Below are 25664 nucleotides of genomic sequence, written 5' to 3' on the forward strand. Positions count from 1 at the left end.
TTGAGAGACTTAACAAAAATCATGCTTCGCGAAGCTTTTGTAGCGTTCGTCGCTCACGCCCCTATATGGCGAAGCTGGAAGGGGAAGATGGACTCTCTCGTATCGAATCAGGGCCCGGACATGGAACGTCCGGATGCCTCTTCCACGGACGACGATCCGCGCGCGCGTGAGCTTGCTCCGTTCGGCATCGATTCGCTCGAAGACGATCACGAGCTGCGCGCGATTGCCGATTTCGCCGCGCAGCTGTGCGGCACGCCCAGCGCCAGCGTCACCATCGTCGAACAGGATCGCCAGCGGTTCCTCGCCCGTCACGGAATGGAAGACCGCGAGACGCCGCGCTCGGTCAGCTTTTGCGCGCAAGCGATGCAGCAGGAAGAGCTGTTCATCGTCGAGGATGCGACCGAGGACTCTCGCTTTACCGATAATGCGCTCGTCACGGGCCCGCCGCATCTGCGTTTCTACGCGGGTGCCCCGATGATCACCGAGGATGGAACGCAGCTCGGCGCGCTGTGCGTGATCGACACAGAGCCGCGTCCGGGCGGCCTTACCCAGTTGCAGCAGGACGGTCTGCGCGTGCTTGCACGCTCGGCGCTGCGCCGCTTCGTGAACGAGCGCGAGGCGAAGCGGTCGCGGGCGCGCGAGAAGGATCGCGCGCGGATGCTCAATCTGGTGCTCGATTCGGTGCCGGGGATCGCCTGGTCGGCCGACGAGGACCTTACCTTCGATTTCTTCAACGCCCGCTGGGCGGAAGTCACCGGGGCCAAGCCGCCGAAGTCGATCGAGGAATGGCGCGCTTACATCCATCCGGACGAGTTCGACGCAACGATCGAGAAGTTCGCTTTTTCGACCGAGCGCAAGCTGGTCTACAGCGACGAATGGCGGTTGCGGCTTGCCGACGGGTCCTATCGCTGGGCGCTCAGCCGCGCGGTTCCGATTGAGCTGGGCGATGGCACCTGGCGCTGGGTGGGCACGATCATCGACATCGACGACGTGCATCGCCTCTCCGACAGCCGCGACCTGCTCGCCCGCGAGTTGTCGCACCGGATCAAGAACATCTTCGCCGTGGTTTCGAGCCTGATCACCCTGTCCGCCCGCCGCGACCCGACCTTGCGCTATTTCGCGCAGGAGATGACGGACAAGATTTCGGCACTCGGTCGGGCGCACGAGTTCGTCGCGCCCACCGGCATGGCGCAGGAAAACTCGCTGCACGGCCTGCTGCAGCAGATCTTCGCGCCCTATGTGGATGGCGATACGCCGCGGATCGCGATTTCCGGCGTCGATCTGGCGGTGCAGCCGCGCGCCGCCACCCCGCTGGCGCTGGTGTTTCACGAACTGGCGACCAATTCGACCAAGTACGGCGTGCTTTCGCGCGACGAAGGCGTGGTCGACGTCGCAATTTCGCATGGCGAGGACGAGATGCTGCGGATCGTCTGGCGCGAGCCGGGCGTGCCGCAGTACGATCAGGACACCGAAGGCTTCGGTTCGCGCCTGCTGCGGATGAGCGTCGAGGGCCAGCTGCAAGGCAGGATCGAGCGCGAGTGGGACGATGGCGGCATGTCCGTGACCCTCGACCTTTCCCTTCCCGTGCTCGCCGGGTAACGTCCCACCGCATGGCTTCATCGCTCGCGTTCGAAGGCGTCACCAAACGCTATGACACCACCGAGGCACTCGCCGGGATCGACCTCAACGTCGAACCGGGCAGCTTCATCGCACTGGTCGGTGCGTCGGGATCGGGCAAGTCCACCCTGCTCAAGACGATCAACCGGCTGGTCGATCCGACTACGGGCCGCGTTTTGCTCGATGGCGAGGATGTGACCACCCGCGACCCGACCGAGATGCGCCGCCGGATGGGCTACGTTTTCCAGGGCATCGGGCTGTTTCCGCATCTCACCGTGGGCGAGAACATTGCCATGGGGCCGCGGCTGGTGGGGGAAAAGCTGACCGGCGAACGGATTACCGAACTGCTCGAACTGGTCGACCTTCAGCCCGACATGGCCAGCCGCCTGCCGGCAGAGCTTTCGGGCGGGCAGCAGCAGCGGGTCGGCGTGGCGCGCGCGCTGGCGGGCGATCCGAAGCTGCTATTGATGGACGAACCCTTCGGCGCGCTCGACCCGGTGACGCGCGATGCGCTGGGCACGCGGGTGCGCGATCTGCACGCCCGGCTCGACCTGACCACGATCATGGTGACGCATGACATGGCCGAGGCATTGATCCTCGCCGAACGCGTGCTGGTGATGGACCGGGGACGGATCGTGGCCGACGAAACTCCGCAGGCGCTCGCCAGCGGCAAGGGTGGTGACATCGCGCAGGCACTGGTCGAAATCCCGCGCCATCAGGCCCAACGGATGAAGGAGCTCGAAGCGTGAGTGCGGTGTGGACCGCGCTGCTCGGGCTCGGCGATGTGCTGGCGCAGCATGTCATCCTGTCCGCCTGCGCGATCGGCCTCGGCACCGCCGTGGCGCTGCCGCTGGCGGTGTGGGCGAGCCGCAGTCAGGCCGTTTCGCGCGGCGCTCTGGGCTTTGCGAGTTTGGTGCAGACGATCCCCGCACTCGCCCTGCTGGCGCTGTTCTTCCCAATCCTGCTCAGCTTGCGCGCAGTATTCGGCCCCAACCTGCCGACACTCGGCTTCCTGCCCGCGCTCCTCGCGCTAGCACTTTATGCGTTGCTGCCGATCCTGCGCAACGCAGTGACAGCGCAGACCAACCTCGACCCAGGCGTGCTTCAGGCGGCCGACGCGGTGGGGATGAGCTTCTGGCAGCGGCTGCGGATTGTCGAGGCGCCGCTCGCCGCGCCCTACATCATGGCGGGCGTTCGCACCGCAGCGGTGTGGACCATCGGCGCAGCGACGCTTTCGACCACCATCGGCCGGCCCAGTCTCGGCGATCCGATCTTCGCCGGGCTGCAGACGCAGAACTGGACGCTGGTGCTGGCGGGCTGCATCGCCAGCGCAGGGCTGGCCATCGTCGCCGACGCGCTGCTCGGGATCATCGAATCGGGCTTCCGCCATCGCGACCGGCGGCGCTGGCTGGGCGGTGCCATCGCAGTGGCGCTGGGCGTCGCGGCGGCATTCGCGAGCCAGGTCGACTGGAGCCGCGACGACGGGCGCGACACCATCGTGATCGGAACCAAGCAGTTTTCCGAGCAACTGATCCTCGGGCGACTGGTGGGCGATCGGTTGCGCGATGCGGGCTACAATGTGGAGTATCGCGAAGGGCTCGGCTCGGCGGTGGTCGCGCAAGCAGTCGCCAATGGGTCGATAGACCTCTATTTCGACTATACCGGCACGATCTGGGCCAACCAGATGAAGCGGACCGACAATCCCGGCCGCGACGCGATGTACAATGCGATCGTGAAGTGGGAGCGGGAGAAGCAGGGCACCCGCGTGCTCGGCAAGCTGGGTTTCGAAAATGCCTATGCCTTCGCCATGCGCGAGGATCGGGCGAAGGAACTCGGCATCACCACCATCACCGATCTGGCGCGTGCCGCCCCCCGGCTGGTAGCGGGCGGCGATCCCGAATGGTTCGAACGGCCCGAGTGGTTTGCCGTCCGCGATGCCTACGGGCTGAAATTCGCCAACCAGCGCAATTTCTCGCCGACCTTCATGTACGACGCTCTGCGCTCCGATGAAGCCGACGTAATTACCGCTTACACTTCCGACGGACGGATCGCGGCGGACAAGCTACGCGTTCTGGAGGACCCGCGGGAGGCCTTGCCGAGCTACGACACCTTGATCATCCTGTCGCCCGAGCGTGCGAACGACGAGCGCCTGATCGCCGCGCTGCGCCCGTTGCTGGGATCGATCAATGTCGAGGCCATGCGCGAGGCGAACTTCTCGGTCGACCGAACCGATGGCGAGAAGAAGAGCCCGCAAGAGGCGGCAGAGACGCTCGCGAAGAAAATCGGTCTCGAGTGAAGATCGGAAGCCAGTTGCGGGTCGCCCTTAGGGTCGCTTCCACACCTGGGTCTGGCAGAACGGGCCGATACAGCCCTTCACCTCAAGTTCGCTCGCGCTCTTGCGACGGATGACGGAGCGATAGGTCTTCCCCTTTTTCGGGTCATAGATCTCGCCGCGCCACAGGTCGTCCTCTTCCTTGAAGCCGGTCAGCACGGGCAGCCCCATCAACTTGCGACTGCGCAGCGCTTTCTTCGGGTTGTTGACGTCGCGCTGGTCCGCACCGTCTGGGGGCGTCTCGAGGAATTTCGAAATCTTTCCACACAGGCTCGCGCCGCAATCGCCGATCGTCACCACTGCCGATCGATCCTGCGTGACCCACCTGCCGGTGATCGGCTCCGCTGCAAGGAGCGGGCTGGCGAGGGCGGCGAGCGCGGCGGCAGCGGCTAGCGATGCTGGGATGATCGGTTTCATGTGACGCAAACGGTCAGTCTCCGCCTCCGTTCCGCAGCCCCGCCCCGTCGGGCCAGTCGGCATGGGCAAACGCGATCACCTTGAACAGGTCGCCCATCTGGTCGGCTGCGACGAGGCGGATGCGGGCGGCCTCGACTTCCTCCGCCCTATTGGGTGACGCCTTTGCCAGCGCGGCTGCGCGCGCATCGATGCCCAGCGCGGTCAGCCATTCGCCCTGGGTCGCGCTTCCCAGCATCCGCACGCCCTTGCGCTGCGCCACTTCGGCCAGCGCGGCGAAATCGACGTGTGCCGTCAGGTCTGCCGTGCCCGGACCGGCCAGCGGATCGACCTTCCGGTGCTGCGCGATCGCCTGAAAAGTCGAGCCTGTCCGCGAAGCGAGGTGCCCGTAATCGATTGCGAGTGCAACACCGCCCTGGCCCGCCAGGCGCCGGGCGATCTCGTCCATCACCGCCGCTGCGGCGGGACAGGTTTCGATAATGGTACCCGCTGCGCTGTCCGCCCATTGGGCGGGCACTGCGCTGTCCATCGGCTGGTCGCCCGCGACGAATACGAAGGCGTCATCCTCGCCCAATCCGACCATCCGTTCGCGCCAGCCCCCCTCGGTCCGCACCAGCTGGCGTACGGGCAACGCGTCGAAGAACTCGTTCGCTACCAGTAACAGAGGACCATCTTCGGGCACGCTCGACAGGTCATCGTGGAACTGCGCGCCTGGGACGGCTTCGGCTTGCACGCTCCGCAGCGCGGGCGATCCCTCGACGAAATGCACCTGTGGGTTACAGCCGAAACGCGCCATGCTGCGCAGTGCGTCCTTGGCCAGCGTGCCGCGCCCCGGCCCAAGCTCGCAATAGATGGCGTTTTCGGGAGAGCCCGCGCGCGTCCAGATATCCGCCAGCCATAGCCCCACCAGCTCGCCGAACATCTGGCTGATCTCGGGCGCGGTCACGAAGTCACCGCCACCATCTTCCCTGGGGCCACCCAGCGGATCGCGCGCGGCGTAATACTGCGCGTTGCTCTCACCCATGAAACGGGCAACCGGCAACGGTCCGTGCATGGCGATCAGCCGCCGGAACCGCCCGGTCAGGCTTGCTTGATCGGCTGTGTCGTTCAGGATGCGCTCTCGGGATCGTCCTGCGGCACCGGCTTCGCCGTGCCCGTCTTGCCGCTGATTGCATAGGCAACGATGCCCAGCCCGATCAGGATCATCGGAATGCTCAGCCATTGCCCCATCGACAGGCCGGACCGGGCCGCGAACTCGGTCAGCTGCGCGTCCGGCTGGCGGAAGAACTCGTTGATGAACCGCGCGACCGCGATGCCCGCGGTGAACACGCCGACCAGCAGGCCCGGCTTCCATCGTGCCCGCGTCAGCCAGAACAGCGAGAGCATGATCGCCGCCATCGCCAGCCCTTCGAGCCCGGCCTGGTAAAGCTGGCTTGGGTGGCGTGCGATGTCGCCGCCTCCCGGGAACACCATCGCCCACGGCACATCGGTGGGGCGGCCCCACAGCTCACCATTCACGAAGTTGGCCAGCCGTCCGAAGAACATGCCGAAGGGCACATTGACCGCGATGTAGTCGGCGACGCGCAACCAGTTGAGATTGCTGCGATAGCTGACCCACAGCAGCGCGAGCACAACGCCGATCACCCCGCCGTGAAAGCTCATCCCACCATCCCACAGCCGCAGCAGGCCCCAGGGCATCCACCCTGGATGGCTGAAATCGAGGAAGAGATCGGGTTTGTAGAAAATCGCGTAGCCAAGCCGCCCGCCGAAGATCACGCCGAGAGTGCAATAAAAAAGCAGATCCTCGACATGCTTCTGCGCCATCGGCGCGCCGGGCGCCTTGATCATCCGCGAAAGATGAAAATACGCTACGACAATGCCGAAAATATACGCCAGCGAGTACCAGCGCAGGGTGAAACTTCCGAGCTCGATACCCGGCGTCAGCCCCAGATCCGACCAGTAAATTGGCTGATTTGCGGCTTCGGCGACTAGTGACAGCATCCCATCGACCCCTTAGAGATACGCCCGAATGGCCTCGTCTTGCGTCAATGCGGCGTGCATTGGCACAGGCAGGCGCCGGACAAAAGGGACAATGCGACCCCGCGCGGCAAAGCGTCAGGGCGCGATACGAGAGGAAACGAATGCCGACCGAGCTCGACAATACGCTGGATGCCATTATGGACAAGCTGGTCGCACCCGGCGGCCCGGCAGAAACCGTGCCGTTTGCACGCCATGGCGTGACCATGCCGGCGTTCAAGAACGCCCCGCCCAGCCTGGCGCACTATTTCGCGCATTATTGCAACGAGCATCGGGACAGCGAATTTCTGGTGGACGCAGGCTGTCGCCTGACCTTCGGCGAAGCTTACGACGCCGCACGCCATGTGGCAGCCGGACTGCTATCGCGGCACAAGCTGGTCAAGGGCGACCGCGTGGGCATCGCTGCGCGCAACTCGGCCAACTGGATTGTCGCCTACATGGGCATCACCATGGCGGGCGGTTGCGCCGCGCTGGTCAACGGCTTTTCAACCGGCGAGGAAATGGCCGATGCGATCCGGATGGTGAACTGCCGCCTCGTGCTGGCAGACCGCAAGCGGGCCGAACGCCTCGAAGGCACCGCGCACGGTGCGACGATCCTGTCGCTGGGGCACGATTGCAACCCGGCCGATGGTCTTGAAGCGGTGTGGGGCGATGCCGCCGCGACCGCGCTGCCCACGCTCACGCCCGACGATTACGCGACGCTGCTCTACACCTCGGGTTCCACCGGGCGCTCGAAGGGTGCTTATTCGGACCATCGCGGCGTGATGAACGGCACGATGAGCTATGTCGTGCAGTCGCTGATGGCGCTCACCTACATGCAGGGCAAGGGGGAGGCGCCGAGCCTGCAGCCCACCGCGCTTGTTTCGGTGCCGCTGTTCCACGTGACCGGCGAAGTCCCGGTCTTCCTTCAGAGCTTCGCGCTGGGCAGGAAGCTGGTGCTGATGAAGAAGTGGGATGCGGGCGAGGCGCTGCGGCTGATCGAGGCCGAGAAGGTGACCTATTTCACCGGCGTTCCGCTGATGAGCTACGAGATGGCAACGCATCCCGATCGCGAGAAGTACGATACTTCCACCTGCACGTCCTTCGCGGCAGGCGGTGCGCCGCGCCCGACCGATCACGTGGAAAAGATTCACAAGGCGTTCCCCGGCGGCTTCCCCCTGCTCGGCTATGGCCTGACCGAAACCAACGCCATCGGCTGCGGCAACTTTAACGAGAACTATCTCGCCAAGCCGACCAGCACCGGCAAGGCCAGCCGCCCGCTGGTCGACATGGCGATCCTCGACGAGGCGGGCAACAAGCTGCCCGATGGCGAGGTGGGCGAAATCTGCATCCGCACGGTCGCCAACTTCCTCGGCTATTGGGACAACCGCGAGGCGACGAAGGAAGCCTTCACCGACGACATGTATTTTCGCACCGGCGACCTAGGGCGGCTCGATGAAGACGGCTACCTTTTCATCGTCGACCGCAAGAAGGACATCATCATCCGCGGGGGCGAGAACATCAGCTGCCTCGAAGTCGAAGAAGCGATCTATGCCCACGACGCGATCGCCGAATGCTCGGTCTTCGGCCTGCCCGACGATCGCTACGGCGAAATCGTCGGCGCGGTGTACCAGACCAAGGACGGTGCCAGCCTGAGCGAAGCCGATCTGGCCGCATTCCTCGAAACGAAGCTGCCGCCGTTCAAGCGCCCGGCCCATATCTGGCAGGAAACCGATTCGCTGCCCCGGCTCGGCACGCAGAAGATCGATCGGAGGACGCTGCGCACCAAGTACGCGGCGCTCCACGCCGGCACTTGAGCGCCCCGCCCCTCTCCAACCAGCGCGCCATCATCGACCGGCGCAAGCTCGCCCAGGCGATCGCCGAATTGCCGGGCGAGGGAGGGGAATCTCGCGATGCGGTGCTGGCGCTGCTGCGCGAGGCGCTGAAGGACGGGCGCGCGGAACTGTCGCGTCGCCTCGTCGAGCATCCGGCGGCGGGGCACGCACAGTGCGGCGGGCAGAGCTTCCTGCTCGATCAGATCATCCGCCTCATCTACGACTACGCCGCGCGCCAGCTTGCGCCCGCTCCCGATGACAAAAGAGCCTGTGCGATTTCCGTGGTCGCGGCGGGCGGATACGGTCGAGAGGAAATGGCGCCGCACTCGGATGTCGACCTGACTTTCATCGTCGAGCGGGCGGACGACAAGCGCACCGTCAGCCTGATCGAGGCTGTCCTGTACCTGCTTTGGGATCTGGGCCTGACGGTCGGCCATTCGGTGCGGACGGTGGACGAGATCGTCAGCATGTCGAAGGCCGACGGAACGATCCTGACCTCGCTGCTCGAATGTCGCTACCTGTGGGGGGACGAGGCGCTCTACGAAGCGAGCAAGCAGCGCTTCTATGCCGAGGTCGTCGACGGGACCGAGCGGCAGTTCGTGGTCGAGAAACTGCGCGAGCGCGATGCGCGGCACAAGCGGATGGGCGATACGCGCTACGTCGTCGAACCCAACGTGAAGGAGGGCAAGGGCGGCCTGCGCGATCTTCAGGCGTTGTACTGGATCGGCAAGTATATCCACCGCGTGCGCGATGCGGCCGAGCTCGTCGATGCAGGGCTGTTCACCAAGGCCGAATATCGCAGCTTCCGCCGCGCCGAGGGCTTCCTGCTCGCGGTGCGGTGCCACCTGCACGATATTACCGGCCGAGCCGAGGACCGCCTCACCTTCGATCTGCAGAAGGAAGTCGCGCGGCGGATGCGGTTTGCCGACCGGCGTGGGAAAAGCTCAGTCGAGCGGTTCATGCAGTACTATTTCCTGCAGGCCAAACGCGTCGGCTCGCTTACTGGGGTGTTCCTCGGCCAGCTGGAAGACCAGTTCGCGAAGAAGCGCGCCCGGCGGGGGTTTTTCGCAGGCTTCAACGCCCGCCCGCGGACGCTGCGCGGCTATACCGTCTTCGCGGGCAAGCTTGCCGCGCCAGGTGACGACTGGTTTCGCAAGGACCCGGTGCGTCTGATCGAGATCTTCCAGATCGCCGAGGCCGAACAGCTGGAAATCGATCCGCGCACGATGCGACAGGCGGATCGCGACAGCGGGTCGATCAACGACGAAGTCCGCGCGGATCCGCGTGCCAATGCCCTCTTCCTCGATCTGCTGTGCGGTCGCAACGAGCCCGAAATGGTGCTGCGGTGGATGAACGAGGCGGGCGTGTTCGGCCGCTTCGTGCCCGATTTCGGGCGGGTCAACGCGCAGATGCAGTTCAACATGTACCACCACTACACGGTGGACGAGCATACCATCCGCGCGATCGGCTTCCTCAACGCGATCGAGAAAGGCGAGCTGGCGGAAGAGCATCCGCGCGCCACCCGCGAAATCCACAAGCTCCAGAGCCGCCGCACCCTGTTCGTCGCCACACTGCTGCACGATATCGCCAAGGGGCGCGGGGGCGATCATTCGGTGCTCGGTGCCGAAGTGGCCGAGCGGCTGTGCCCGCGTTTCGGCCTGAGCGAAGAGGAAACCGCCCTCGCCGCGTGGATGGTGCGCCAGCATCTTTTGATGAGCCACACCGCCTTCAAGCGCGATCTTGCCGATCCCAAGACGGTCGAGGATTTCGTCGCCGAGGTGCAGACTCTCGAACGGCTGCGCCAGCTTGCCATCCTGACCTCGGTCGATATCCGCGCAGTCGGGCCGGGCACCTGGAACAGCTGGAAGGGCCAGCTGCTGGGCGAGCTGTACGATCTTGCGCACGAGCGTTTGCGGCTGGGCCACGCGACCAGTGGCCGCAAGGAACGCGTGGCCGCGCGCAAGGCGGCGGTGCGCGAAGAGCTGGGCGACAAGGCCGGGCTGATGGACGAACTGGGCGAGCTGCTGACCGCGCCCTACTGGATCGCCGAACCGCCCGACATCGCGGCGCGCAACATCGTGCAATACTCGGTCGCGCGCGAACTCGGCGAAGCGCTGTCGGTCCATTGCGAGGCGGACGAGGAACGCGGCGCGACGCTGGTCACCGTGATCGCCGCCGACCATCCGGGTATCTTTATGCGGATCGCGGGGGCGATCCACCTCGTCGGCGGCAACATCATCGACGCGCGGATTCACACCACGCGCACCGGCTTCGCGATCGACAACTTCCTGGTGCAGGACCCGCTCGGGCGGCCCTTCGGCGAAGACAACCAGCTCGAACGGATCGAGCGCAGCATTGCCGAAGCGCTGGCGAGCGGGAGGGAGCTTGTTCCCAAGCTCGCCAAACGTCCGCTGCCGCGCCGGGGTGCGGGCGCGTTCGACGTGCGGCCCTTCGTCGCGTTCGACAACGACGCCTCGCATCGCTTCACCGTGATCGAGGTGGGCGCGAGAGACCGCCCCGCCCTCCTCAACCGGCTGGCGCGCGCGCTGTTCGAACAGCACGCGATGATCCGTTCGGCACACGTCACCCATTACGGCGAGCGCGCGGCGGATACGTTCTACGTCACCGATCTGACGGGCGACAAGATCACCGACGAGAACCGCCTCGCGAACATTCGAGAAGCCCTGATCGAAGCGGCGAGCGACGAGATGCAGGCCGAGCTGGAACCTGCCTAGGTTGCGGGTGCGACACCCGCTTGCACGAAATGCAAGTTGATGAAGCACATGCAGCGCATTGCATATGAAGAAAGGCGCCTAGAGGCGTCGCGGACCACGATGTGAAAGAGCCGGCCAGCGACGCTAGCACCGGGCGCAGAAGTAGGAAAATGCCGGATCGCAAAAGGGGAAGGAGAGCGACAGGTTTGCGCCTCAATTTCGGCGATTCCTGCGATTGACACGGCGGCCCACGAGTTGCCGCGCGCACTCGCTCGGGCTCTTGGCAGCTGGACGTGCTTTCCTGCCAGCTCCTCTAATAGCGAGACAATCGGGAAAGCTTCGCTCTCCATCTTTTCAATGACTTAATCCGTCCGCCTGCTGAAGCCGCGAACGACAGATGCGACGTCGAAGCCAAAGCTTTTTGGCAAGAAGGACCCGCTCGGACATACGGCTTACATCAGGCACTCCGTACGCACGTCCGTCGGACGCAGCCTTCTACCGTCCACCGGCGACCGGTCATAGTCGAGCGGTCACCCCACCACAATGGTCATCCGCGATGCGAGCTTATCAAGCGTGTTCGTAGGCAACCTCCTTACCGTTCGCCTTGCGCTCAAGCGAGCCGCTCCAGCGGACTAGGACAATGCCGATCACGACGATCGCGGCTCCAACGAAAGGCGCGGCTTGCAAGCCCATCTGCTCGACGACGTGGCCGCCCACCCATGCGCCGAATGCGATTCCGAGATTGAAGGCACCGATGTTCATGCCCGACGCGACATCGGTGGCTTCCGGCGAAACCTCGCGCGCGATCTGGACCACATAGGACTGCAGCGGCGGGACATTGCCGAACGCGAAGCCACCCCAGAAGAGCGTGACGGCAATCGCAGCCCAGGGCGAGGTAAGCCCAAACCCAAGGAGGATGAGCGAGAGCGCCAGGCCAGCAAAGACAATGGTCAGCGCAGGAACCGGACCGATCCGGTCGGCGAGCTTGCCGCCGAGGATGTTGCCGATGGCGACGGACACGCCGTAGAGAAGGATCACCAGACTGACCGACCCTTCGGACAGGCCGGTGACATCGGTCAGCATCGGGGCAAGGTAGGTGAAGGCGATGAAGTTGCCTCCGTAACCCACCGCCGTGATCAGGTAGACCAGCAGCAGGCGGGGCGAGGTGAGGACCTGCGCTTGCTGGCCAAGACTCGGCGGCTCATCGCTCTCGAGATTGGACGGGACCAGCAAGGCGCTGGCTCCGAGCCCGATCAGGGCGAGCACCACCACGCCGAAGAAGGTCGCATGCCAGCCAAAGTTCTGGCCAATCCACGTTCCGAGCGGAACGCCGGTTACCAGTGCCACCGTCAGGCCGAGAAAGACCAAGGCGATGGCGCTGGATTCCTTGTCTTTCGGCACGAGCTTAGTCGCGATCGTCGAAGCGATCGCGAAGAAGACGCCGTGAGCGAGGCCCGTAATGAAGCGGGCCGTGACGAGGGCCAGATAACTCGGCGCGAGAGCAGCAAGCAGGTTTCCCGCGGTAAACAGGACGAGCAACGAGAGCAGCAGGGTCTTGCGCGGAAGCTTGCCGGTCAATGCCGTGAGAACGGGTGCGCCAATGGTGACGCCCAGCGCGTAGAGGCTGACGAGAAGGCCGGCCGAGGGAAGCGATACGCCAAGATCGCTGGCGATTGTGGGTATGAGACCGACGATTACGAATTCGGTCGTGCCGACTGCGAAGGCGCTGATCGTCAGCGCCCACAGAGCGAGCGGCATCGTCTTTTGTCCGACCATGATACACTCCAGTTTCGAGAATAGGTTCGACGACCAAGTAATCCTGAGATATCGTTCGAAAAACCGCACGAAAGACAATTGAGCATTGCGTACACCGCACGAATTGCCCGATCTGAAGGAGATCACTGCATTCATAGCGGTGGCCGAGGATGGTGGTTTCGCAGAAGCTGCCCGACGGCTGGGCGTCGCGCCCTCGTCGTTGAGCCGTTCAGTGGCGCGGCTCGAAAGGCGACTGGGCTTCGACGTTTTCCGTCGCACGACAAGACAGGTGAGCTTGACCGAAGAGGGCGCGACGACCCTGGCGCGGGCGCGCGATCTCATCGAGACCGCAAAGCAGTTCGCCGATCTCGGTTCTACGCGAGGCAGACCCGCAGGCGTGATCAACGTCAATGCGCCGGTGCCGTTCATCCTTCACGCCATCGCGCCAAGGATACACGAGTTCCGTTCGGTCTATCCGGATGTGACGGTCAGACTGTCGATGACCGATACCCTGGTCGATCTCATCTCCGCTCATGCCGATGTCGCGATCCGTTTCGGCGAATTGGAGGACTCGTCTCTTCTTTATCGACACCTCGGACACTCGGCGTGGAGACTGGTTGGTGCCTCCTCGCTGTTCGAGGCCCGCGGTGTGCCGAATGAGATTTCCCATCTCGAGAATTTCGAGCAGGTGGCTTTCATGAACCCCGCTCGCCTGAATGACCTGTGGTTCGAAGGGCGCTCGAAACCGCTCCGCCTTCCGCCCGCCATTCACGCTGACAACGGAGAAGCTGTGCGCGCACTTGTCCTGGCAGGCAACGGCATCGCACAGTTTTCCGACTACATGATCGATGCCGATATCAGGTCTGGGAAGGTCATCTCGCTTCTGCAGGACAAGCTGCGAACCCCTGCCATTCCAGTTAGCGCGCTATACTCCGAGCCCGCCGGCAGGCTGGGCCGAATGCAGGTGTTCCTGGACTGGCTGAGCCACGTAACTGCCGACATCTTTGCCGGGTAGCGATCCCCGATGACTTGCAACAGACTTAGCTTCCGGCAGCTTCGCGCCACTCTGTTCGCGGTACAGACATTACGCTGTCGGCCCACAAACAGCCCCTACCCCATCATCCCCGCGCGCCGAACAGAGCCGATCCCAAGCGAATATGCGTCGCACCCAGCATGATCGCCGTCTCGTAATCGCCGCTCATGCCCATGCTCAGGCCCCATGCGCCGGGCTCGGGTTCGTGGCGGCGCGCCAGTTCGCCCAGCAGCGCGAAGAAGGGCGCGGGTTCCTTGTCGGCGGGGGGGATGCACATCAGGCCGAGCAGGGGGATGTCCAACTCGCGCGCCTGTTCGATCAGGCCGGGCAGGTCGGGAATCGCGCAGCCGCCCTTCTGGTCCTCCTCGCCGACATCGACCTGGATGAAGCACGGCACGCGCCGCCCCAGCTTGTCGTATGCCTTGGCGAGCGCTTTCAGCAGGCTGGGCCGGTCGAGCGAGTGGATGACGTCGAACAGCGCGGCGGCATCCTCCGCCTTGTTCGATTGCAGCTGGCCGATTAGGTGCAGTTCGACGTCGGGGAAGCGTTCGCGCAGATCGGGCCACTTGTCCTGCGCTTCCTGCACGCGGTTTTCGCCGAAGAGGCGCTGGCCTGCGTCCAGAAGCGGCTCGATCGCCCCGGCAGGATGCGTCTTGCTCACCGCGATCAGGTTCACATCCGCACGCTCTCGCTTGGCGATCTTGCACGCGCGGGCGATCCGCTCTTCGACTTCGCTCAGGGCTGCTGCACTATCCATCGCGCGCCGCTATAGCGACTGGACGATGCCGATCCAGCCCCGACCCGAAGAACTGCCATGTCTCTGGCTGCTGTCCGATGCCCGCAATGATGCGGTGCTGGCAGAGGCGCTCGTCACCATGCCCGCGAGGTCGGGCTTCGTCTTCCGGCACTATCACTTGCAGCCTGCGGAGCGCCGGGAGCGATGGGAAATGCTGCGCAGCATTGTGCGCAGCAAAAATCACCTCATGGTCCTCTCGGGCGATGCCGACACGGGTGTCGAATGGGGGGCCGACGGTATTTACGGACCCCCGGGAAAGCTCGGCAGGCGCCCCGGTCTGTTGCGGCTCGCCACCGCGCATGATGGGCGCGAAATCCACCTCGCGAACCGCAACGGAGCCGACGCGCTGTTCCTCTCCCCGGTCTTTCCCACACGGTCGCATCCCGGTGGCGGCGCGCTGGGCGCAACGCTGTTTCACGATCTTGCCGCGCGCAGCACCATCCCGGTCATCGCGCTGGGCGGCATGACGGCGGAGCGTGCGCGGGAGCTTGGCGTGCGCCGATGGGCGGCAATCGACGGGCTTTCCTGACCCGCCACGCCGCACGCGCCGCCCAAAGTCCTTGACGGGAGAGTCCCTGCGGATTCATGGTGCGTTCCGCACCCCACCCCCCAGGGAGAACACCCGTGGCGAGCAGAGCGCTTGTAACCACCGAACCGGTCGACGTCCGCAAGGCATTCCAGCAGTCGCTGCGACGCGCGCTGCAGATGGTCGGCGCGCTCGTGCTTTTCGCGGCGATGCTGTTCCTTGCGCTGGCGCTGGTGAGCTACACGCAGACCGACCCCAGCCCCTCGACCGCCGCCGCGCCCGACGGGCCGATCGGGAACTGGATGGGCCGCCCCGGCGCATGGGCGGCCGAGCGCGCGCTGTTCCTGTTCGGCTGGACATCGGTGCTGGTGCTGCCGCTGCTTTATTCCGGGGCGCGCGGGTTGTGGCGCGCCGCGAACGAGGATCACGCAGGCGAGGCCAAGACCCGGTGGTGGCGCCCCGCGGGGCTGCTGCTGCTCGCCATGGTCCTGCTGGCCAGCGTCGTCGCGCTGGCTCTGACCCAGCAGCAACTCTCCCTGCCCGCCGGGCCCGGAGGGCTGGTGGGCCTGCTCGGCGCGACCGCGCTCGAGGCGATCGCCACGCGGTTGCTGGGGGGTGCCGCAGGATGGCTGATCCTCGCCGTCGCATTGGCGATGCTCGCCGGCGGCGCGCTGCTGGTGGCGCGCGTTTTCGCGATCGACTGGCGTTCGCTCATGACGCTGCCCTCCATGCCCAGGCGGCTGGTGCGCGACGCTGCCGAGCCCGCGCCTTCAAAGCAGAAAACCGTCAGGCGCAAACCTGCTGCAATGTCCGAATCCGACACCGCGCAGCCATCCGCCCCCGAACCGGCGCCCGAACGCCGAGCGCCGAAAATCGTCGATCCCAAGGTCGCGCCGCGCAAGGCGGATGGCCACGCGATCACGCGCCAGAAAGACATGTTCGCCGATTTCGAACTGCCCTCGATCGAGCTCCTTTCCGACCGCGGCGATGCCGGGATCGTCCCGCTCGACCGGCAGGCGCTGGAGCGTAATGCGCGGCTGCTCGAATCGGTGCTCGACGATTTCAACGTGAAGGGCGAAGTCACCGCCGTGCGCACCGGCCCGGTGGTCACGATGTACGAGCTGGAGCCCGCGCCGGGCACCAAGGCGGCCCGCGTGATCGGCCTGTCCGAAGACATCGCCCGCAACATGAGCGCGGTTTCGGCGCGTGTCAGCACGGTGCCGGGCAAGACCGTGATGGGGATCGAACTGCCCAATGCCGAACGCCAGATGGTCGGGTTCAAGGAGCTCGCCGCGTGTTCCGACTTCGTCGATGCGCCGGGCGACCTGCCCATCATCCTGGGCAAGGATATCGCGGGCGAACCCGTGATCGCAGACCTTGCCGCAATGCCTCACCTGCTGGTGGCGGGGACCACCGGCTCGGGTAAGTCGGTCGGCCTCAACACGATCATCCTCTCGCTGCTCTACCGCTTCACGCCCGCCGAGTGTCGCCTGATCATGGTCGATCCCAAGGTGCTGGAACTGAAGAGCTACGAGGATATCCCCCACCTCCTCTCCCCCGTCGTCACCGAGCCGGAGAAGACCATCCGCGCCTTGAAGTGGACGATCGAGGAGATGGAGCAGCGCTATCGCAAGATGAGCGAGGTCGGCGCGCGCAACATCACCGGGTTCAACGATCGCGTGCGCAGCGCCAAGGCGAAGGGCGAACCGCTCGGCCGCCGCATCCAGACCGGCTACGACCCCGAAACGGGCGAGGAGATCGTCGAGGAGAAGGAGCTCGACTACGAAGAGCTGCCGCTGATCGTGGTGATCGTCGACGAGCTCGCAGACCTGATGGCGGTGGTCGGCAAGGACATCGAGATCCTGATCCGCCGCCTGACGCAGAAGAGCCGCGCGGCGGGCATCCACCTGATCATGGCAACGCAGCGGCCTTCCGTGGACGTCATCACCGGCGTGATCAAGGCCAACCTGCCCACCCGGATCAGCTTCAAGGTGACCAGCCGGATCGACAGCCGCACGATCCTGGGCGAACAGGGCGCGGAAACGCTCCTCGGCAAGGGCGACATGCTGTTCAAGCCCAACATCGGCAACCTCACCCGCGTCCACGGCCCCTTCGTCAGCGACGAGGAGGTCGAGAAGGTGGCCGAGCACTGGCGCAAGCAGGGCGCGCCCGCCTATGTCGACGCGGTCACCGAGGAACCGCAGGACGGCTTCGGCGGCGGCTTCGCCTTCGAGGACGAGTTCACCGCGAGCGATAATCCCGAAGAGCGCAAGTACCGCCAGGCGTGCCAGGTCGTGTTCGAGAACCAGAAGGCGTCGGGTTCATGGCTCCAACGCCAGATGGGCGTGGGCTACAACACCGCCGCCAAGTGGATCGAGCGGATGGAGAGCGAAGGCCTGGTCGGCCCCGCCAACCACGTCGGCCGCCGCGACGTCTACCGCGACAAGGACGGCAACCCGCTCTAGCGCTGCGGGAGCGTGCAGGACAGCGCACACCTCATGCGATCGGGCCGCGACAACGCGCGGGGCTCGATCGGTCAGCCCCCTATCCGGTCGAGGCGCACGACAGCCTCTTCCGGCAGAGCGAGATTGGCCGCGGCCACGTTCTGGCGCAGGTGCTCGACCGAACTCGTGCCCGGAATCAGCAGGATATTGGGTGAGCGCTGCAGCAGCCAGGCGAGCGCAACCTGCATCGCAGTTGCGTCCAGCTCCTGCGCGACATTCTCCAGCGCTTCCGACTGCAGCGGATCGAACCCGCCGAGCGGGAAGAACGGGACATAGGCAATCCCCTCTCCTGCGAGATGATCGATCAGATCGTCGTCGCCGCGATTGGCGAGATTGTACATGTTCTGCACGCAGACGATCTCGGTCATCGAACGCGCCGCCTCGACCTGTTCGGGCAAGGCGTTGCTGATCCCCAGCGCGCCGATCCGGCCGCGGTCCTTCAGCGCGATGAGGGGTTCAAGCATCGGCCTCACGTCGCCGGGGGTAGGCCCTGCGTCGCCCGCGCCGAACATCAGCCGCAGGTTCGCGATCTCGATCCGCTCGATCCCGAGATTGTCGCAATTGCTTTCGACCGCATCGATCAGTTCCTGCGGCTCCATCGCCGGCAGCCAGGCGCCTTCGTCGTCGCGGAGCGCCCCCAGCTTGGTCACGATCGTCAGATTATCGGGAAAAGGGGCGAGTGCTTCGCGGATCACGCGGTTGGTGTGGTGCGGGCCGTAGAAGTCGCTGGTGTCGATATGGTCGATGCCCAGCGCGAGTGCTTCGCGCAGCACGGCGATCGCACCCTCGCGGTCCTTCGGCGGGCCGAAAACATGCGGTCCGGCAAGCTGCATCGCGCCGTAGCCCATCCTGTGGACGGTGCGGTGGCCCAAGGCGAAGGTGCCCGAACGGGCGATGGCGTTGTCTGTCGTGAGCATGGGAGTTCCTTTATTTCTGATCGGTTTGCGTGGCGGGAGCCAGTGCCGCGGCGAGCACGTCGCGCAGCGGCGTGGGCTTGCGGCCGAGGAGGTTTTCGAGCGTCGGATCGAGCGTATTGAAATCGCCCCGGCGAGCAGCGCGGAAGGTGCCCAGCAGCATTTCGGCGTAGTGCTCGGGCACGCCGACGGCGACCTTGGCCGCTTTCCATTCCGCGTCCGAAACGACGGTGTAGCGAATCTCGCGGCCCGTGATCTGCGAGGCGAGTTCGGCAATCTCGCTCATGGTCCATGCGCGCGACGCCGTCAGCGGCGGGGTTGCCCCGTCGAAGTTCGCCTCGCCCGCCAAGAGCGCCGCGTCCGCCCGTGCCAGATCGTCGCGCGCGGTCCAGCAGACCGGGCCATCCTCGGGCACGCGCAAGTCGCCGCGCTTCAGATCCTCGCCGATCATCTGCAGGCAGCTCTCGGCATAAAAGCCGTGCCGCAGCGCAGTGAATGGCGTGCCGCTCGCCCCGAGGTCCGCCTCGCTCCTGGCGTGCTGGTCGGCGGGCGGAAAGGGCGATCCCTCGCGCGCGCCGGCATGGGAGGTGTAGAAGAGGCGTTCGACTCCCGCGTCGCTGGCCGCGACGATCGCATTGCTGTGCAATCCGCGCGCCTCCTCCCCGAGCTTGTCGACCGAGACGATCTCGATCCGCTCGATCCCGGCAAAGGCGGCGGGCAGGCTGGCCGGATCGGCGAAGTCCGCGCGTCGCACGGCGACGCCGTCGGGGCGCGACAGCGAACCCGGATCGCGCGAAGCGGCGATGATCTGCGCCGGTCCCATTCGGCCCGAAAGATATTCGACGACACCCCGGCCAAGGTGGCCGCTGGCGCCTGTGACGAGAATCATGGCTGCGCTCCTTCCAACGATATTGCCTCAGCGTTATCGGCGATAACAACGATACGCAATCGGCGCTATCATTGTTCCCGTATCGTCGATAATGATTGGCCATGACGACGGACGAAGCGACCGATACCGATACCAGGCGGGCAGTGCTCGATGCCGCTGCCGAGCTGATTGCGAGCGGCGGGACCGCTGCGCTGACGACGCGCGCGGTCGCTGCGAAAGCGTCGATCCAGCCACCTACTCTCTATCGCATATTCGGCGACAAGCGCGGGCTCCTCGACGCGGTGGCGCAGGACCGGCTGGCGCGGTTCGTGGCGGAAAAGGAAGCGCATCCGCCGCATCCCGATCCGGTCGAGGAGCTGCGGCGGGGGTGGAGCCGGTATGTCGCCTTCGGCCTCGAGAACCCGGACGTATTCGCGATCATGAACGAGATCGGCTCACCGCTCGCGCAGTCGCCCGCGTCGCTGGCCGGGATGGCAGCTTTGCGCCGCCGCGTGGAAAAGATCGCGCAGGCGGGCCGGCTTCGTGTTGCGGAGGAGCGGGCCGTCGCACTTATCCATGCGTCCGCGGTCGGCATCGTGACCACGGTTCTGGCCCTGCCACCGGACGAACGGGACGAGCGGATGCTTACCCTGGCCCGCGATGCGGCAATTGCTGCGATCGTGGACGAGACGGCAGCTTCGCAGGCAGCCGGGCCGGTGCCCCACGCGATCGCCCTGCGTGCGCATCTCGATGACACGGCCGCGCTTTCGACAGCGGAAAAATCGCTGCTCCGCGAATGGCTTGAGCGGCTGATAGAGCGCTGAGGAATATCCTCGCGGCGCAAGATCAGGAGATAGACCCGTTCTGTAAATGCGGAACGCGAGCCAAAGGAGCGTCGGCTGGCAAGCTGATTGCTCCTCACACATGCCCTCCGTGCAACCCGCGTAGCCTTCATCGCAATTGCGCTTTGCGCACGAAACCGGCATCGCCGGGTGTGAGATCGCGTGTCCCAAGGCAGGCAATCGCCGCCACACCCCCGAAAGGCGAGAGATGAAACTCGAAATCAACGAGCACGCTGCCTGGATTTTCAAATCCGGCTGGAAGGGCCTGTGCCCTCGCTGTGGCAAGGGGCACATGTTCAAGTCGTGGCTCAAGGTCAGCGACCGGTGCGAAGTGTGCGGGCTGGATTACCGCTTCGCCTCGCCCGACGATGGCCCGGCCTTCTTCTCGCTGTGCTTCGTCGCGTTTCCGCTGCTGTTCCTGATGGTGTGGGTGCAGGTCGCGCTGCAACCGCCGCTGTGGCTGCTGCTGCTGCTCGCGGTGCCGCTGATGACGATCGGCTGCGTCCTCCCGCTCCGCCCGATCAAGGGCTGGCTGGTCGCCTCGCAATACGTCAACCGATCGGTCGAGGCAGGCACGGAGAAGCTGTGGGCGGAGATGCACGCGCGCGAGGACGAGCAACGGCGCAGCGAGGGGCGCGACTGAACGCTCCGGCGAGGGAGACACCCCCGCGCGCTCAGCCGCCGAACCAGCGCTTCAGGCCCGCCGATCGCAGACCGATCGAAGCGCCGGCAATCACCAGCAGCGCCGCAACACCGGTTGCAAGAGCGACCGGCTCGGCGCGCTGTCCGCCCGCAGCATAGATCGCGGAAAGCGCCCACAGGAACACGATCGCGTAGAGCGGATTGCCCCGCCCCCTGGCGAGCGCGAGACAGGCGATGATCCCGCCGGTCAGCACCACCAGCGCCGAGATCAGCGGCGCGGCCTCTCCGCCGTCGACGCCGTAGAACAGCAGCGTCGCGGCGATGTTGACGATGGTGGCGGCGGTCAGCCACGCGGCCAGCGCGCTCAATGGCAGGACCGCGAGCCACCGCTCTCCCGCAGAGAACCTCGGCTCCCACCGGGCGAACACGCGGTAGATCGCGGCGAGACACGACAGGGTGAGGACGATGATCGCTGCGGAGAACACGGCGAGCCCGGAGAACTGCGTGTAGAGCGCCCACAGCGCATTGCCGAGGAAGGCACCCGCTGCGGGCATGCGGATATGCGCCAGTAGCCTGTTCGTGCGTTGCCCGGGCCGCGCCTGATAGATCGAAAAGGCGATCGTACCGGCAAACAGCGGCCCCCAGATCGAGAACGCCCAGCCCGCAGGCGTGATCAGCGTGCGCACCGCGTCCGACTGCGAGCCGATCGGATCGCCGATGCCCAGTGCGGGCAGAGAGGTCGTGACGATCTGGAGCAGCGCCGCAACGATCACGGTGCCGACCAGTGCGGGGCTGGCGCTTGGCCGGGTTTCGCTGGATTTCATGACGGGTGAACCGCGGTGCGCCGATTTCGTTTCTGCGAACATGCGTCGCGTGCTCAGCCCTGTGCGTCATCCACCGCCAGCGGATCGATCAGGTCGTCGAGGAACAGCGCCAGCAGCATCGTCTGGTTGGCGACTCCCGCTTTGGCGTAGACCTGGCTCAGCTGGGACCGCACGGTTCCCTCCGCACTGCCGCGCAGGCGGGCGATGTCGGGGATGGTGCTGCCCTTGATCGCGAACAGCGCGACCTCGCCTTCCGAACGGGTCAGGTTCCATTCGGCAAAGCGCACTTCGATCAGCTGCGCCATCGCGCCGCGCGCCATCCCCAGCGCCTGTTCGCTGCGCCGGGCGTCGGCCAGCAGGCGCTGCGTGTAGCGCGCGCCGAGGATGGTGCCCGCCAGCAGGGCGACGGCGATGATGCATTCCATGACCGATTCGACGCCGATCCCCGAACGCATCTGCGCCGCGATATCGTCGATCCCGTCGCCGAGGAAATAGAGCGCCGCGATCCCCTGCAACGCCACGAAGGCGGAGGCGGCGAGCGCGGCCCGGCGCTGCGTTCGTCCCGGTTCCGGGCCCTGCCGCGGGGTGTCTCGCGGGGTTTGGGGCAAGGTCGCACACTCCTAAGCACATGCGGAAACTGCGCCGCATAAGCGCGTGCTTATAGATTTGGGCGCGCCCTCGTCCAACCTGTCGCCACGGCCTGGAAGCGGGCCGGGCAGATGGAGTTGGCGAGATGACGCGAGACGAAATGATCGAAACCGCGGCGAAGGTGCCGGCGGTCACCCTGGGGTTCTGGATCATCAAGATCCTCGCGACCACTCTGGGAGAGACCGCGGGCGACACCGTGAGCATGAGCTGGCTGGGCGAAACCTCGGCCACCGCAGGTCAATCCGGGCTGAACGGCTATGTCGTCGGCACCGCGATCTTCGGGGCCGCGCTCGCGATCCTGGCCTTCTTCCAGATCCGCGCCAGGCGGTTCTACCCGTGGCTCTACTGGGCGACGATCATCGCTTCGACCACTGCGGGCACCACGCTGGCCGATTTCGCGACACGATCGCTCGGCATCGGATACCCGGGCGGATCGATCCTGCTGTTCTCGCTGGTCGTCCTGTCGCTGATCGCGTGGCACCGCACGCTCGGCGGGATTTCGGCGGCCTCGGTCCATACCCGCGAGGCGGAGCTGTTCTACTGGATCACGATCACCTTCTCGCAGACGCTGGGTACCGCGCTGGGCGACTGGGTGGCGGACGGATCGCTGGGCTATCTGGGGGCTGCGGGCATCTTCGGCGGCGCGCTCGCGCTGGTCGCACTGGCGCATTACGCCACGCGCATCTCCAAGCCGCTGCTGTTCTGGTCGGCCTTCATCCTGACCCGCCCGCTGGGCGCGGTGGTCGGCGATTTCCTCGACAAGCCGGTCGCGCATGGCGGCCTGGAACTGAGCCGGCTGGCGGCATCGGCGGTGCTCGCGGCATCGATCGTCCTGCTGGTGACGCTGCTGCCCCAGCGCCCCGAAACGGTTGCAGAGCAGGAGCGGCTCGAAAGCTGATACGGGCAAGCGGATGCGAAAAAGGCCGCCACGCTCGGGCAGAGCGGGCGGCCTTTTTTGTCGGGCCTTGCGGCCGCAGCCTTACTCGGCGGGCTTGGCGGCCTTGTCCGCGTTGCCACTTTCCGCTTCGGCACGTTCGGCGTCGAGCGTGCTGTCGCTTTCCAGTTCGGCGGCGGTCAGCTTGGGCTGGGTCCTGATGCGGCCCGCCATCTCTTCCATCGTGCCGGCGGGCAGCGCGACGAGGCCGATCTTGGCCAGCGGACCATTGCGGTCCCACATCTTCATCCACTGGTCGAGATAGGCCTGCAGGCCCGGGATCGCCTGCAGGTGCGCCTGCTTGACGTAGATGTAGAGCGGGCGCGCGCCGGGGTACTTGAAGCTGGCGATGTTATCGTAGGTCGGGTCGACCTCGTTCATCGGCAGGCCCTGCACGCGGCCTTCGTTCTCTTCGAGATAGGAATAGCCGAAGATGCCGACGGCGTTCTTGTTGCCCTGGATCTTCTGGACGATCAGGTTGTCCTGCTCGCCCTGGTCGACATATTTGCCGTCGCTGCGGATTTCAGTGCAGGTCCGCTCGAACGCGTCCTCATCCTTTTCCTTCAGCGCGGCCATGTCCGCATTGCCTTCGCAACCCGGCGTCAGCACCAGTTCCTTCAGCGCGTCGCGCGTGCCGCTGGTCGAGGGCGGGCCGTAGACGAGGATCGGCGCGTCGGGCAGCGAGGGATCGACATCGCGCCAGGTCTGCGCGGTCTGTTCCTTGCCGTAGGGGTTCGCGGCGAGCGCCTTGTAGACGATTTCCGGGGTCAGCGACATCATGATGCCACCCTGCGCACTGGCAAAGGCGATCCCGTCCAGTCCGACCTGGATTTCGGTGATCGCGTCCACGCCGTTCGACTGGCAGGTTTCGAACTCGCTGACCTTCATCCGGCGCGAGGCGTTGGCCATGTCGGGCGTATCCGCGCCGACGCCCTGACAGAAAAGCGCGATGCCCGCACCCGAACCGGTCGATTCGATCAGCGGGGATCGCAGGTCGGGGTTCGAGCGCGAAAAGCTCTCGGCAACCTGCTTGGCGAAGGGGTAGACGGTCGAAGAGCCGACCGCGCGGATCGAATCGCGCGTGCCGCCGCTGCTGTCGCAGCCGGTCAGCATCAGGCCGGCGGTTACCGCCAGCGCGAGGACATTGGTGAATTTCATGTATCGCCTTTCACTCGGATCGAAGTGAGCCATTCAAGCGCCGCGCTAGAGCACCCTCGTGTGACAGTCGCGTGACCATACCGGCTTACCTTACGGAATGCGCGCCCGGTCTTGCCCCCTCACGCGCCGCAACCTAACGAGCGCGGCAACACTGCAAAAGGCTTTTCAACACCATGCTCATCGGCTGCCCCAAGGAAATCAAGAATCACGAATACCGCGTCGGCCTGACGCCCGAAAGCGCGCGCGAACTCGCCCGCCACGGTCACGAGGTCTGGATCGAGAGCGGCGCCGGGCTCGGCATCGACGCAACCGACGAAGAATACCGCGCGGCGGGCGCCAAGATCGTCGACGGGCCGGACCCGATTTTCGCGGAGTGCGAGATGGTGGTGAAGGTCAAGGAACCGCAGGCGGGTGAGCGCTCGAAACTGCGCGAGGGCCAGATCCTCTACACCTACCTGCACCTCGCCCCCGACCGCGAGCAGACGGTCGACCTCGTCAACGCGGGCGTCACCGCGATCGCTTATGAAACCGTGACCGGCCCGCACGGCTCGCTCCCGCTGTTGAAGCCGATGAGCCAGGTTGCCGGACGCATGAGCGTGCAGGCAGGCGCGACCGCGCTGGAGAAGGCGCATGGCGGGCGCGGCGTGCTGCTCGGCGGTGTGCCGGGCGTGATGCCGGGCAAGGTCGTGGTGATCGGCGGCGGCGTGGTCGGCTTCAACGCCGCGCAGATGGCTGCGGGCGTCGGCGCGGACGTGACCATCCTCGACCGCGATCCCGAAGTGCTCGAACGCGTCGGCACGCATTTCGAGACGCGCGCCAAGACGCGCTTCTCCAACGCGGCAAACCTGCACGATGCGGTGTGCCAGGCGGACCTCGTGATCGGCGCGGTGCTGATCCCCGGCGCGGCGGCCCCCAAGCTCGTCACGCGCGAAATGCTGGGCGACATGCAGAAGGGCGCGGTGCTGGTCGATGTCGCGATCGACCAGGGAGGCTGCTTCGAGACGAGCAAGGCGACCACGCACGACAACCCCACCTACGTGGTCGACGGGATCGTGCACTACTGCGTTGCCAACATGCCCGGCGCGGTCGCGCGCACCAGCACCTACGCGCTCAACAACGTCACCCTGCCGCACGCACTGCAGATCGCGGACCTCGGCTGGAAGGGCGCGATGCGCGCCAATGCGCACCTCGCCGAAGGCTTGAACGTGTGGGATGGCAAGGTGACCTACCAGGCGGTCGCCGAAGACCTCGGTTACGAGTATGTACCCGTGGAGAAGGCACTCGCCTGACGA

22 protein-coding genes are annotated in these 25664 nt (G+C 65.6%); 12 read left to right on the top strand and 10 right to left on the bottom strand.

Annotation, left to right across the window (positions count from 1 at the left end):
• Positions 1-87 precede the first annotated feature (87 nt).
• Genes AAG591_RS14515 through AAG591_RS14525 form a run of 3 tightly spaced genes read left to right on the top strand, consistent with a single transcriptional unit; the run spans position 88 to position 3913 of the window.
• Complete coding sequence (locus AAG591_RS14515; RefSeq protein ID WP_342532150.1) at positions 88-1599, top strand: sensor histidine kinase; 1512 nt, start codon at positions 88-90, stop codon at positions 1597-1599.
• A gap of 11 nt (positions 1600-1610) precedes the next feature.
• Positions 1611-2366, top strand: coding sequence for an ATP-binding cassette domain-containing protein (locus AAG591_RS14520; RefSeq protein WP_342532152.1), 756 nt, complete (start codon positions 1611-1613; stop codon positions 2364-2366).
• Positions 2363-3913, top strand: coding sequence for a glycine betaine ABC transporter substrate-binding protein (locus AAG591_RS14525; RefSeq protein ID WP_342532153.1), 1551 nt, complete (start codon positions 2363-2365; stop codon positions 3911-3913). Before AAG591_RS14520 ends, AAG591_RS14525 begins: the two co-directional genes overlap by 4 nt.
• Positions 3914-3940: 27 nt before the next feature.
• Here the strand turns inward: AAG591_RS14525 and AAG591_RS14530 are convergent, their stop codons facing one another.
• The 3 genes from AAG591_RS14530 to lgt form a co-directional block, all read right to left on the bottom strand.
• The gene (locus tag AAG591_RS14530) at positions 3941-4366 is read right to left on the bottom strand and encodes a DUF2147 domain-containing protein (RefSeq protein ID WP_342532154.1); all 426 of its coding nucleotides are present in this window, start codon (positions 4364-4366) and stop codon (positions 3941-3943) included.
• A gap of 13 nt (positions 4367-4379) precedes the next feature.
• Positions 4380-5387: a class I SAM-dependent methyltransferase gene (locus AAG591_RS14535; RefSeq protein WP_342532155.1), complete on the bottom strand. Its 1008-nt coding sequence runs from the start codon at positions 5385-5387 to the stop codon at positions 4380-4382.
• 83 nt (positions 5388-5470) lie between these two features.
• Positions 5471-6364 carry a prolipoprotein diacylglyceryl transferase gene (gene lgt, locus AAG591_RS14540; protein WP_342532157.1) on the bottom strand — a complete coding sequence of 298 codons (894 nt, stop codon included), beginning with the start codon at positions 6362-6364 and terminating at the stop codon, positions 5471-5473.
• Positions 6365-6504: 140 nt separating this feature from the next.
• Between lgt and AAG591_RS14545 the strand changes: the two genes are divergently transcribed.
• On the top strand, positions 6505-8196 hold the full coding sequence (locus AAG591_RS14545; RefSeq protein WP_342532158.1) for a class I adenylate-forming enzyme family protein: 1692 nt from the start codon (positions 6505-6507) through the stop codon (positions 8194-8196).
• Positions 8193-10949: a [protein-PII] uridylyltransferase gene (locus tag AAG591_RS14550; protein WP_342532159.1), complete on the top strand. Its 2757-nt coding sequence runs from the start codon at positions 8193-8195 to the stop codon at positions 10947-10949. Before AAG591_RS14545 ends, AAG591_RS14550 begins: the two co-directional genes overlap by 4 nt.
• Positions 10950-11495: 546 nt before the next feature.
• Here the strand turns inward: AAG591_RS14550 and AAG591_RS14555 are convergent.
• Positions 11496-12704, bottom strand: coding sequence for an MFS transporter (locus AAG591_RS14555; RefSeq protein WP_342532161.1), 1209 nt, complete (start codon positions 12702-12704; stop codon positions 11496-11498).
• A 103-nt stretch (positions 12705-12807) separates the two neighbouring features.
• On the opposite strand from AAG591_RS14555, the gene AAG591_RS14560 reads away from it, so the two are divergent.
• Positions 12808-13698, top strand: a complete 891-nt coding sequence (locus AAG591_RS14560; RefSeq protein WP_342532162.1) for a LysR family transcriptional regulator — start codon at positions 12808-12810, stop codon at positions 13696-13698.
• 103 nt (positions 13699-13801) lie between these two features.
• Here the strand turns inward: AAG591_RS14560 and AAG591_RS14565 are convergent, their stop codons facing one another.
• Positions 13802-14473 carry a YggS family pyridoxal phosphate-dependent enzyme gene (locus tag AAG591_RS14565; protein WP_342532163.1) on the bottom strand — a complete coding sequence of 224 codons (672 nt, stop codon included), beginning with the start codon at positions 14471-14473 and terminating at the stop codon, positions 13802-13804.
• Between the two features lie 25 nt (positions 14474-14498).
• On the opposite strand from AAG591_RS14565, the gene AAG591_RS14570 reads away from it, so the two are divergent.
• Together AAG591_RS14570 and AAG591_RS14575 are read left to right on the top strand one after the other, a co-directional pair.
• Positions 14499-15041 carry a thiamine phosphate synthase gene (locus AAG591_RS14570; protein ID WP_342532164.1) on the top strand — a complete coding sequence of 181 codons (543 nt, stop codon included), beginning with the start codon at positions 14499-14501 and terminating at the stop codon, positions 15039-15041.
• 95 nt (positions 15042-15136) lie between these two features.
• Complete coding sequence (locus AAG591_RS14575) at positions 15137-17503, top strand: FtsK/SpoIIIE family DNA translocase (RefSeq protein ID WP_342532165.1); 2367 nt, start codon at positions 15137-15139, stop codon at positions 17501-17503.
• A gap of 71 nt (positions 17504-17574) precedes the next feature.
• Here AAG591_RS14575 and AAG591_RS14580 read toward each other — a convergent pair whose 3' ends face one another.
• On the bottom strand, positions 17575-18459 hold the full coding sequence (locus AAG591_RS14580) for an oxidoreductase (RefSeq protein WP_342532166.1): 885 nt from the start codon (positions 18457-18459) through the stop codon (positions 17575-17577).
• 10 nt (positions 18460-18469) lie between these two features.
• Complete coding sequence (locus tag AAG591_RS14585) at positions 18470-19345, bottom strand: NmrA family NAD(P)-binding protein (protein ID WP_342532167.1); 876 nt, start codon at positions 19343-19345, stop codon at positions 18470-18472.
• 101 nt (positions 19346-19446) lie between these two features.
• Between AAG591_RS14585 and AAG591_RS14590 the strand changes: the two genes are divergently transcribed.
• Positions 19447-20148 carry a TetR/AcrR family transcriptional regulator gene (locus AAG591_RS14590; protein WP_342532168.1) on the top strand — a complete coding sequence of 234 codons (702 nt, stop codon included), beginning with the start codon at positions 19447-19449 and terminating at the stop codon, positions 20146-20148.
• Positions 20149-20374: 226 nt separating this feature from the next.
• Positions 20375-20809 (top strand): DUF983 domain-containing protein, encoded by a 435-nt coding sequence (locus tag AAG591_RS14595; RefSeq protein WP_342532169.1) that lies wholly within the window; start codon positions 20375-20377, stop codon positions 20807-20809.
• Between the two features lie 31 nt (positions 20810-20840).
• On the opposite strand, the gene AAG591_RS14600 is transcribed toward AAG591_RS14595, so the two are convergent.
• Together AAG591_RS14600 and AAG591_RS14605 are read right to left on the bottom strand one after the other, a co-directional pair.
• Positions 20841-21632, bottom strand: a complete 792-nt coding sequence (locus AAG591_RS14600; RefSeq protein WP_342532170.1) for a hypothetical protein — start codon at positions 21630-21632, stop codon at positions 20841-20843.
• A gap of 53 nt (positions 21633-21685) precedes the next feature.
• Entirely contained in the window at positions 21686-22240 is a 555-nt protein-coding gene (locus tag AAG591_RS14605; protein WP_342532171.1) for a helix-turn-helix transcriptional regulator, read from the bottom strand.
• 125 nt (positions 22241-22365) lie between these two features.
• Between AAG591_RS14605 and AAG591_RS14610 the strand changes: the two genes are divergently transcribed.
• A complete protein-coding gene (locus AAG591_RS14610; RefSeq protein WP_342532172.1) occupies positions 22366-23178 on the top strand; it encodes a COG4705 family protein in 813 nt (270 codons plus the stop codon).
• An 81-nt stretch (positions 23179-23259) separates the two neighbouring features.
• Here the strand turns inward: AAG591_RS14610 and AAG591_RS14615 are convergent, their stop codons facing one another.
• The gene (locus AAG591_RS14615) at positions 23260-24372 is read right to left on the bottom strand and encodes a substrate-binding domain-containing protein (RefSeq protein ID WP_342532173.1); all 1113 of its coding nucleotides are present in this window, start codon (positions 24370-24372) and stop codon (positions 23260-23262) included.
• Between the two features lie 173 nt (positions 24373-24545).
• On the opposite strand from AAG591_RS14615, the gene ald reads away from it, so the two are divergent.
• Complete coding sequence (gene ald / locus AAG591_RS14620; RefSeq protein WP_342532175.1) at positions 24546-25661, top strand: alanine dehydrogenase; 1116 nt, start codon at positions 24546-24548, stop codon at positions 25659-25661.
• The last annotated feature ends 3 nt before the right edge of the window (positions 25662-25664 follow it).

It is taken from the genome of Citromicrobium bathyomarinum (assembly GCF_038594485.1).
Classification (GTDB): Bacteria; Pseudomonadota; Alphaproteobacteria; order Sphingomonadales; family Sphingomonadaceae; genus Alteriqipengyuania; species Alteriqipengyuania bathyomarina_A.

Excerpts from the sequence above, each read along its gene's own strand:
- AAG591_RS14615 (WP_342532173.1), bottom strand. The coding sequence starts at position 24,372 with ATGAAATTCACCAATGTCCTCGCGCTGGCGGTAACCGCCGGCCTGATG.
- AAG591_RS14515 (WP_342532150.1), top strand. The coding sequence starts at position 88 with ATGGACTCTCTCGTATCGAATCAGGGCCCGGACATGGAACGTCCGGAT.
- lgt (WP_342532157.1), bottom strand. The coding sequence starts at position 6,364 with ATGCTGTCACTAGTCGCCGAAGCCGCAAATCAGCCAATTTACTGGTCG.
- AAG591_RS14585 (WP_342532167.1), bottom strand. The coding sequence starts at position 19,345 with ATGATTCTCGTCACAGGCGCCAGCGGCCACCTTGGCCGGGGTGTCGTC.
- AAG591_RS14590 (WP_342532168.1), top strand. The coding sequence starts at position 19,447 with ATGACGACGGACGAAGCGACCGATACCGATACCAGGCGGGCAGTGCTC.
- AAG591_RS14580 (WP_342532166.1), bottom strand. The coding sequence starts at position 18,459 with ATGCTCACGACAGACAACGCCATCGCCCGTTCGGGCACCTTCGCCTTG.
- AAG591_RS14610 (WP_342532172.1), top strand. The coding sequence starts at position 22,366 with ATGACGCGAGACGAAATGATCGAAACCGCGGCGAAGGTGCCGGCGGTC.
- AAG591_RS14520 (WP_342532152.1), top strand. The coding sequence starts at position 1,611 with ATGGCTTCATCGCTCGCGTTCGAAGGCGTCACCAAACGCTATGACACC.
- AAG591_RS14570 (WP_342532164.1), top strand. The coding sequence starts at position 14,499 with ATGCCGATCCAGCCCCGACCCGAAGAACTGCCATGTCTCTGGCTGCTG.
- AAG591_RS14595 (WP_342532169.1), top strand. The coding sequence starts at position 20,375 with ATGAAACTCGAAATCAACGAGCACGCTGCCTGGATTTTCAAATCCGGC.
- ald (WP_342532175.1), top strand. The coding sequence starts at position 24,546 with ATGCTCATCGGCTGCCCCAAGGAAATCAAGAATCACGAATACCGCGTC.
- AAG591_RS14545 (WP_342532158.1), top strand. The coding sequence starts at position 6,505 with ATGCCGACCGAGCTCGACAATACGCTGGATGCCATTATGGACAAGCTG.
- AAG591_RS14530 (WP_342532154.1), bottom strand. The coding sequence starts at position 4,366 with ATGAAACCGATCATCCCAGCATCGCTAGCCGCTGCCGCCGCGCTCGCC.
- AAG591_RS14600 (WP_342532170.1), bottom strand. The coding sequence starts at position 21,632 with ATGAAATCCAGCGAAACCCGGCCAAGCGCCAGCCCCGCACTGGTCGGC.
- AAG591_RS14535 (WP_342532155.1), bottom strand. The coding sequence starts at position 5,387 with ATGGGTGAGAGCAACGCGCAGTATTACGCCGCGCGCGATCCGCTGGGT.
- AAG591_RS14555 (WP_342532161.1), bottom strand. The coding sequence starts at position 12,704 with ATGGTCGGACAAAAGACGATGCCGCTCGCTCTGTGGGCGCTGACGATC.
- AAG591_RS14565 (WP_342532163.1), bottom strand. The coding sequence starts at position 14,473 with ATGGATAGTGCAGCAGCCCTGAGCGAAGTCGAAGAGCGGATCGCCCGC.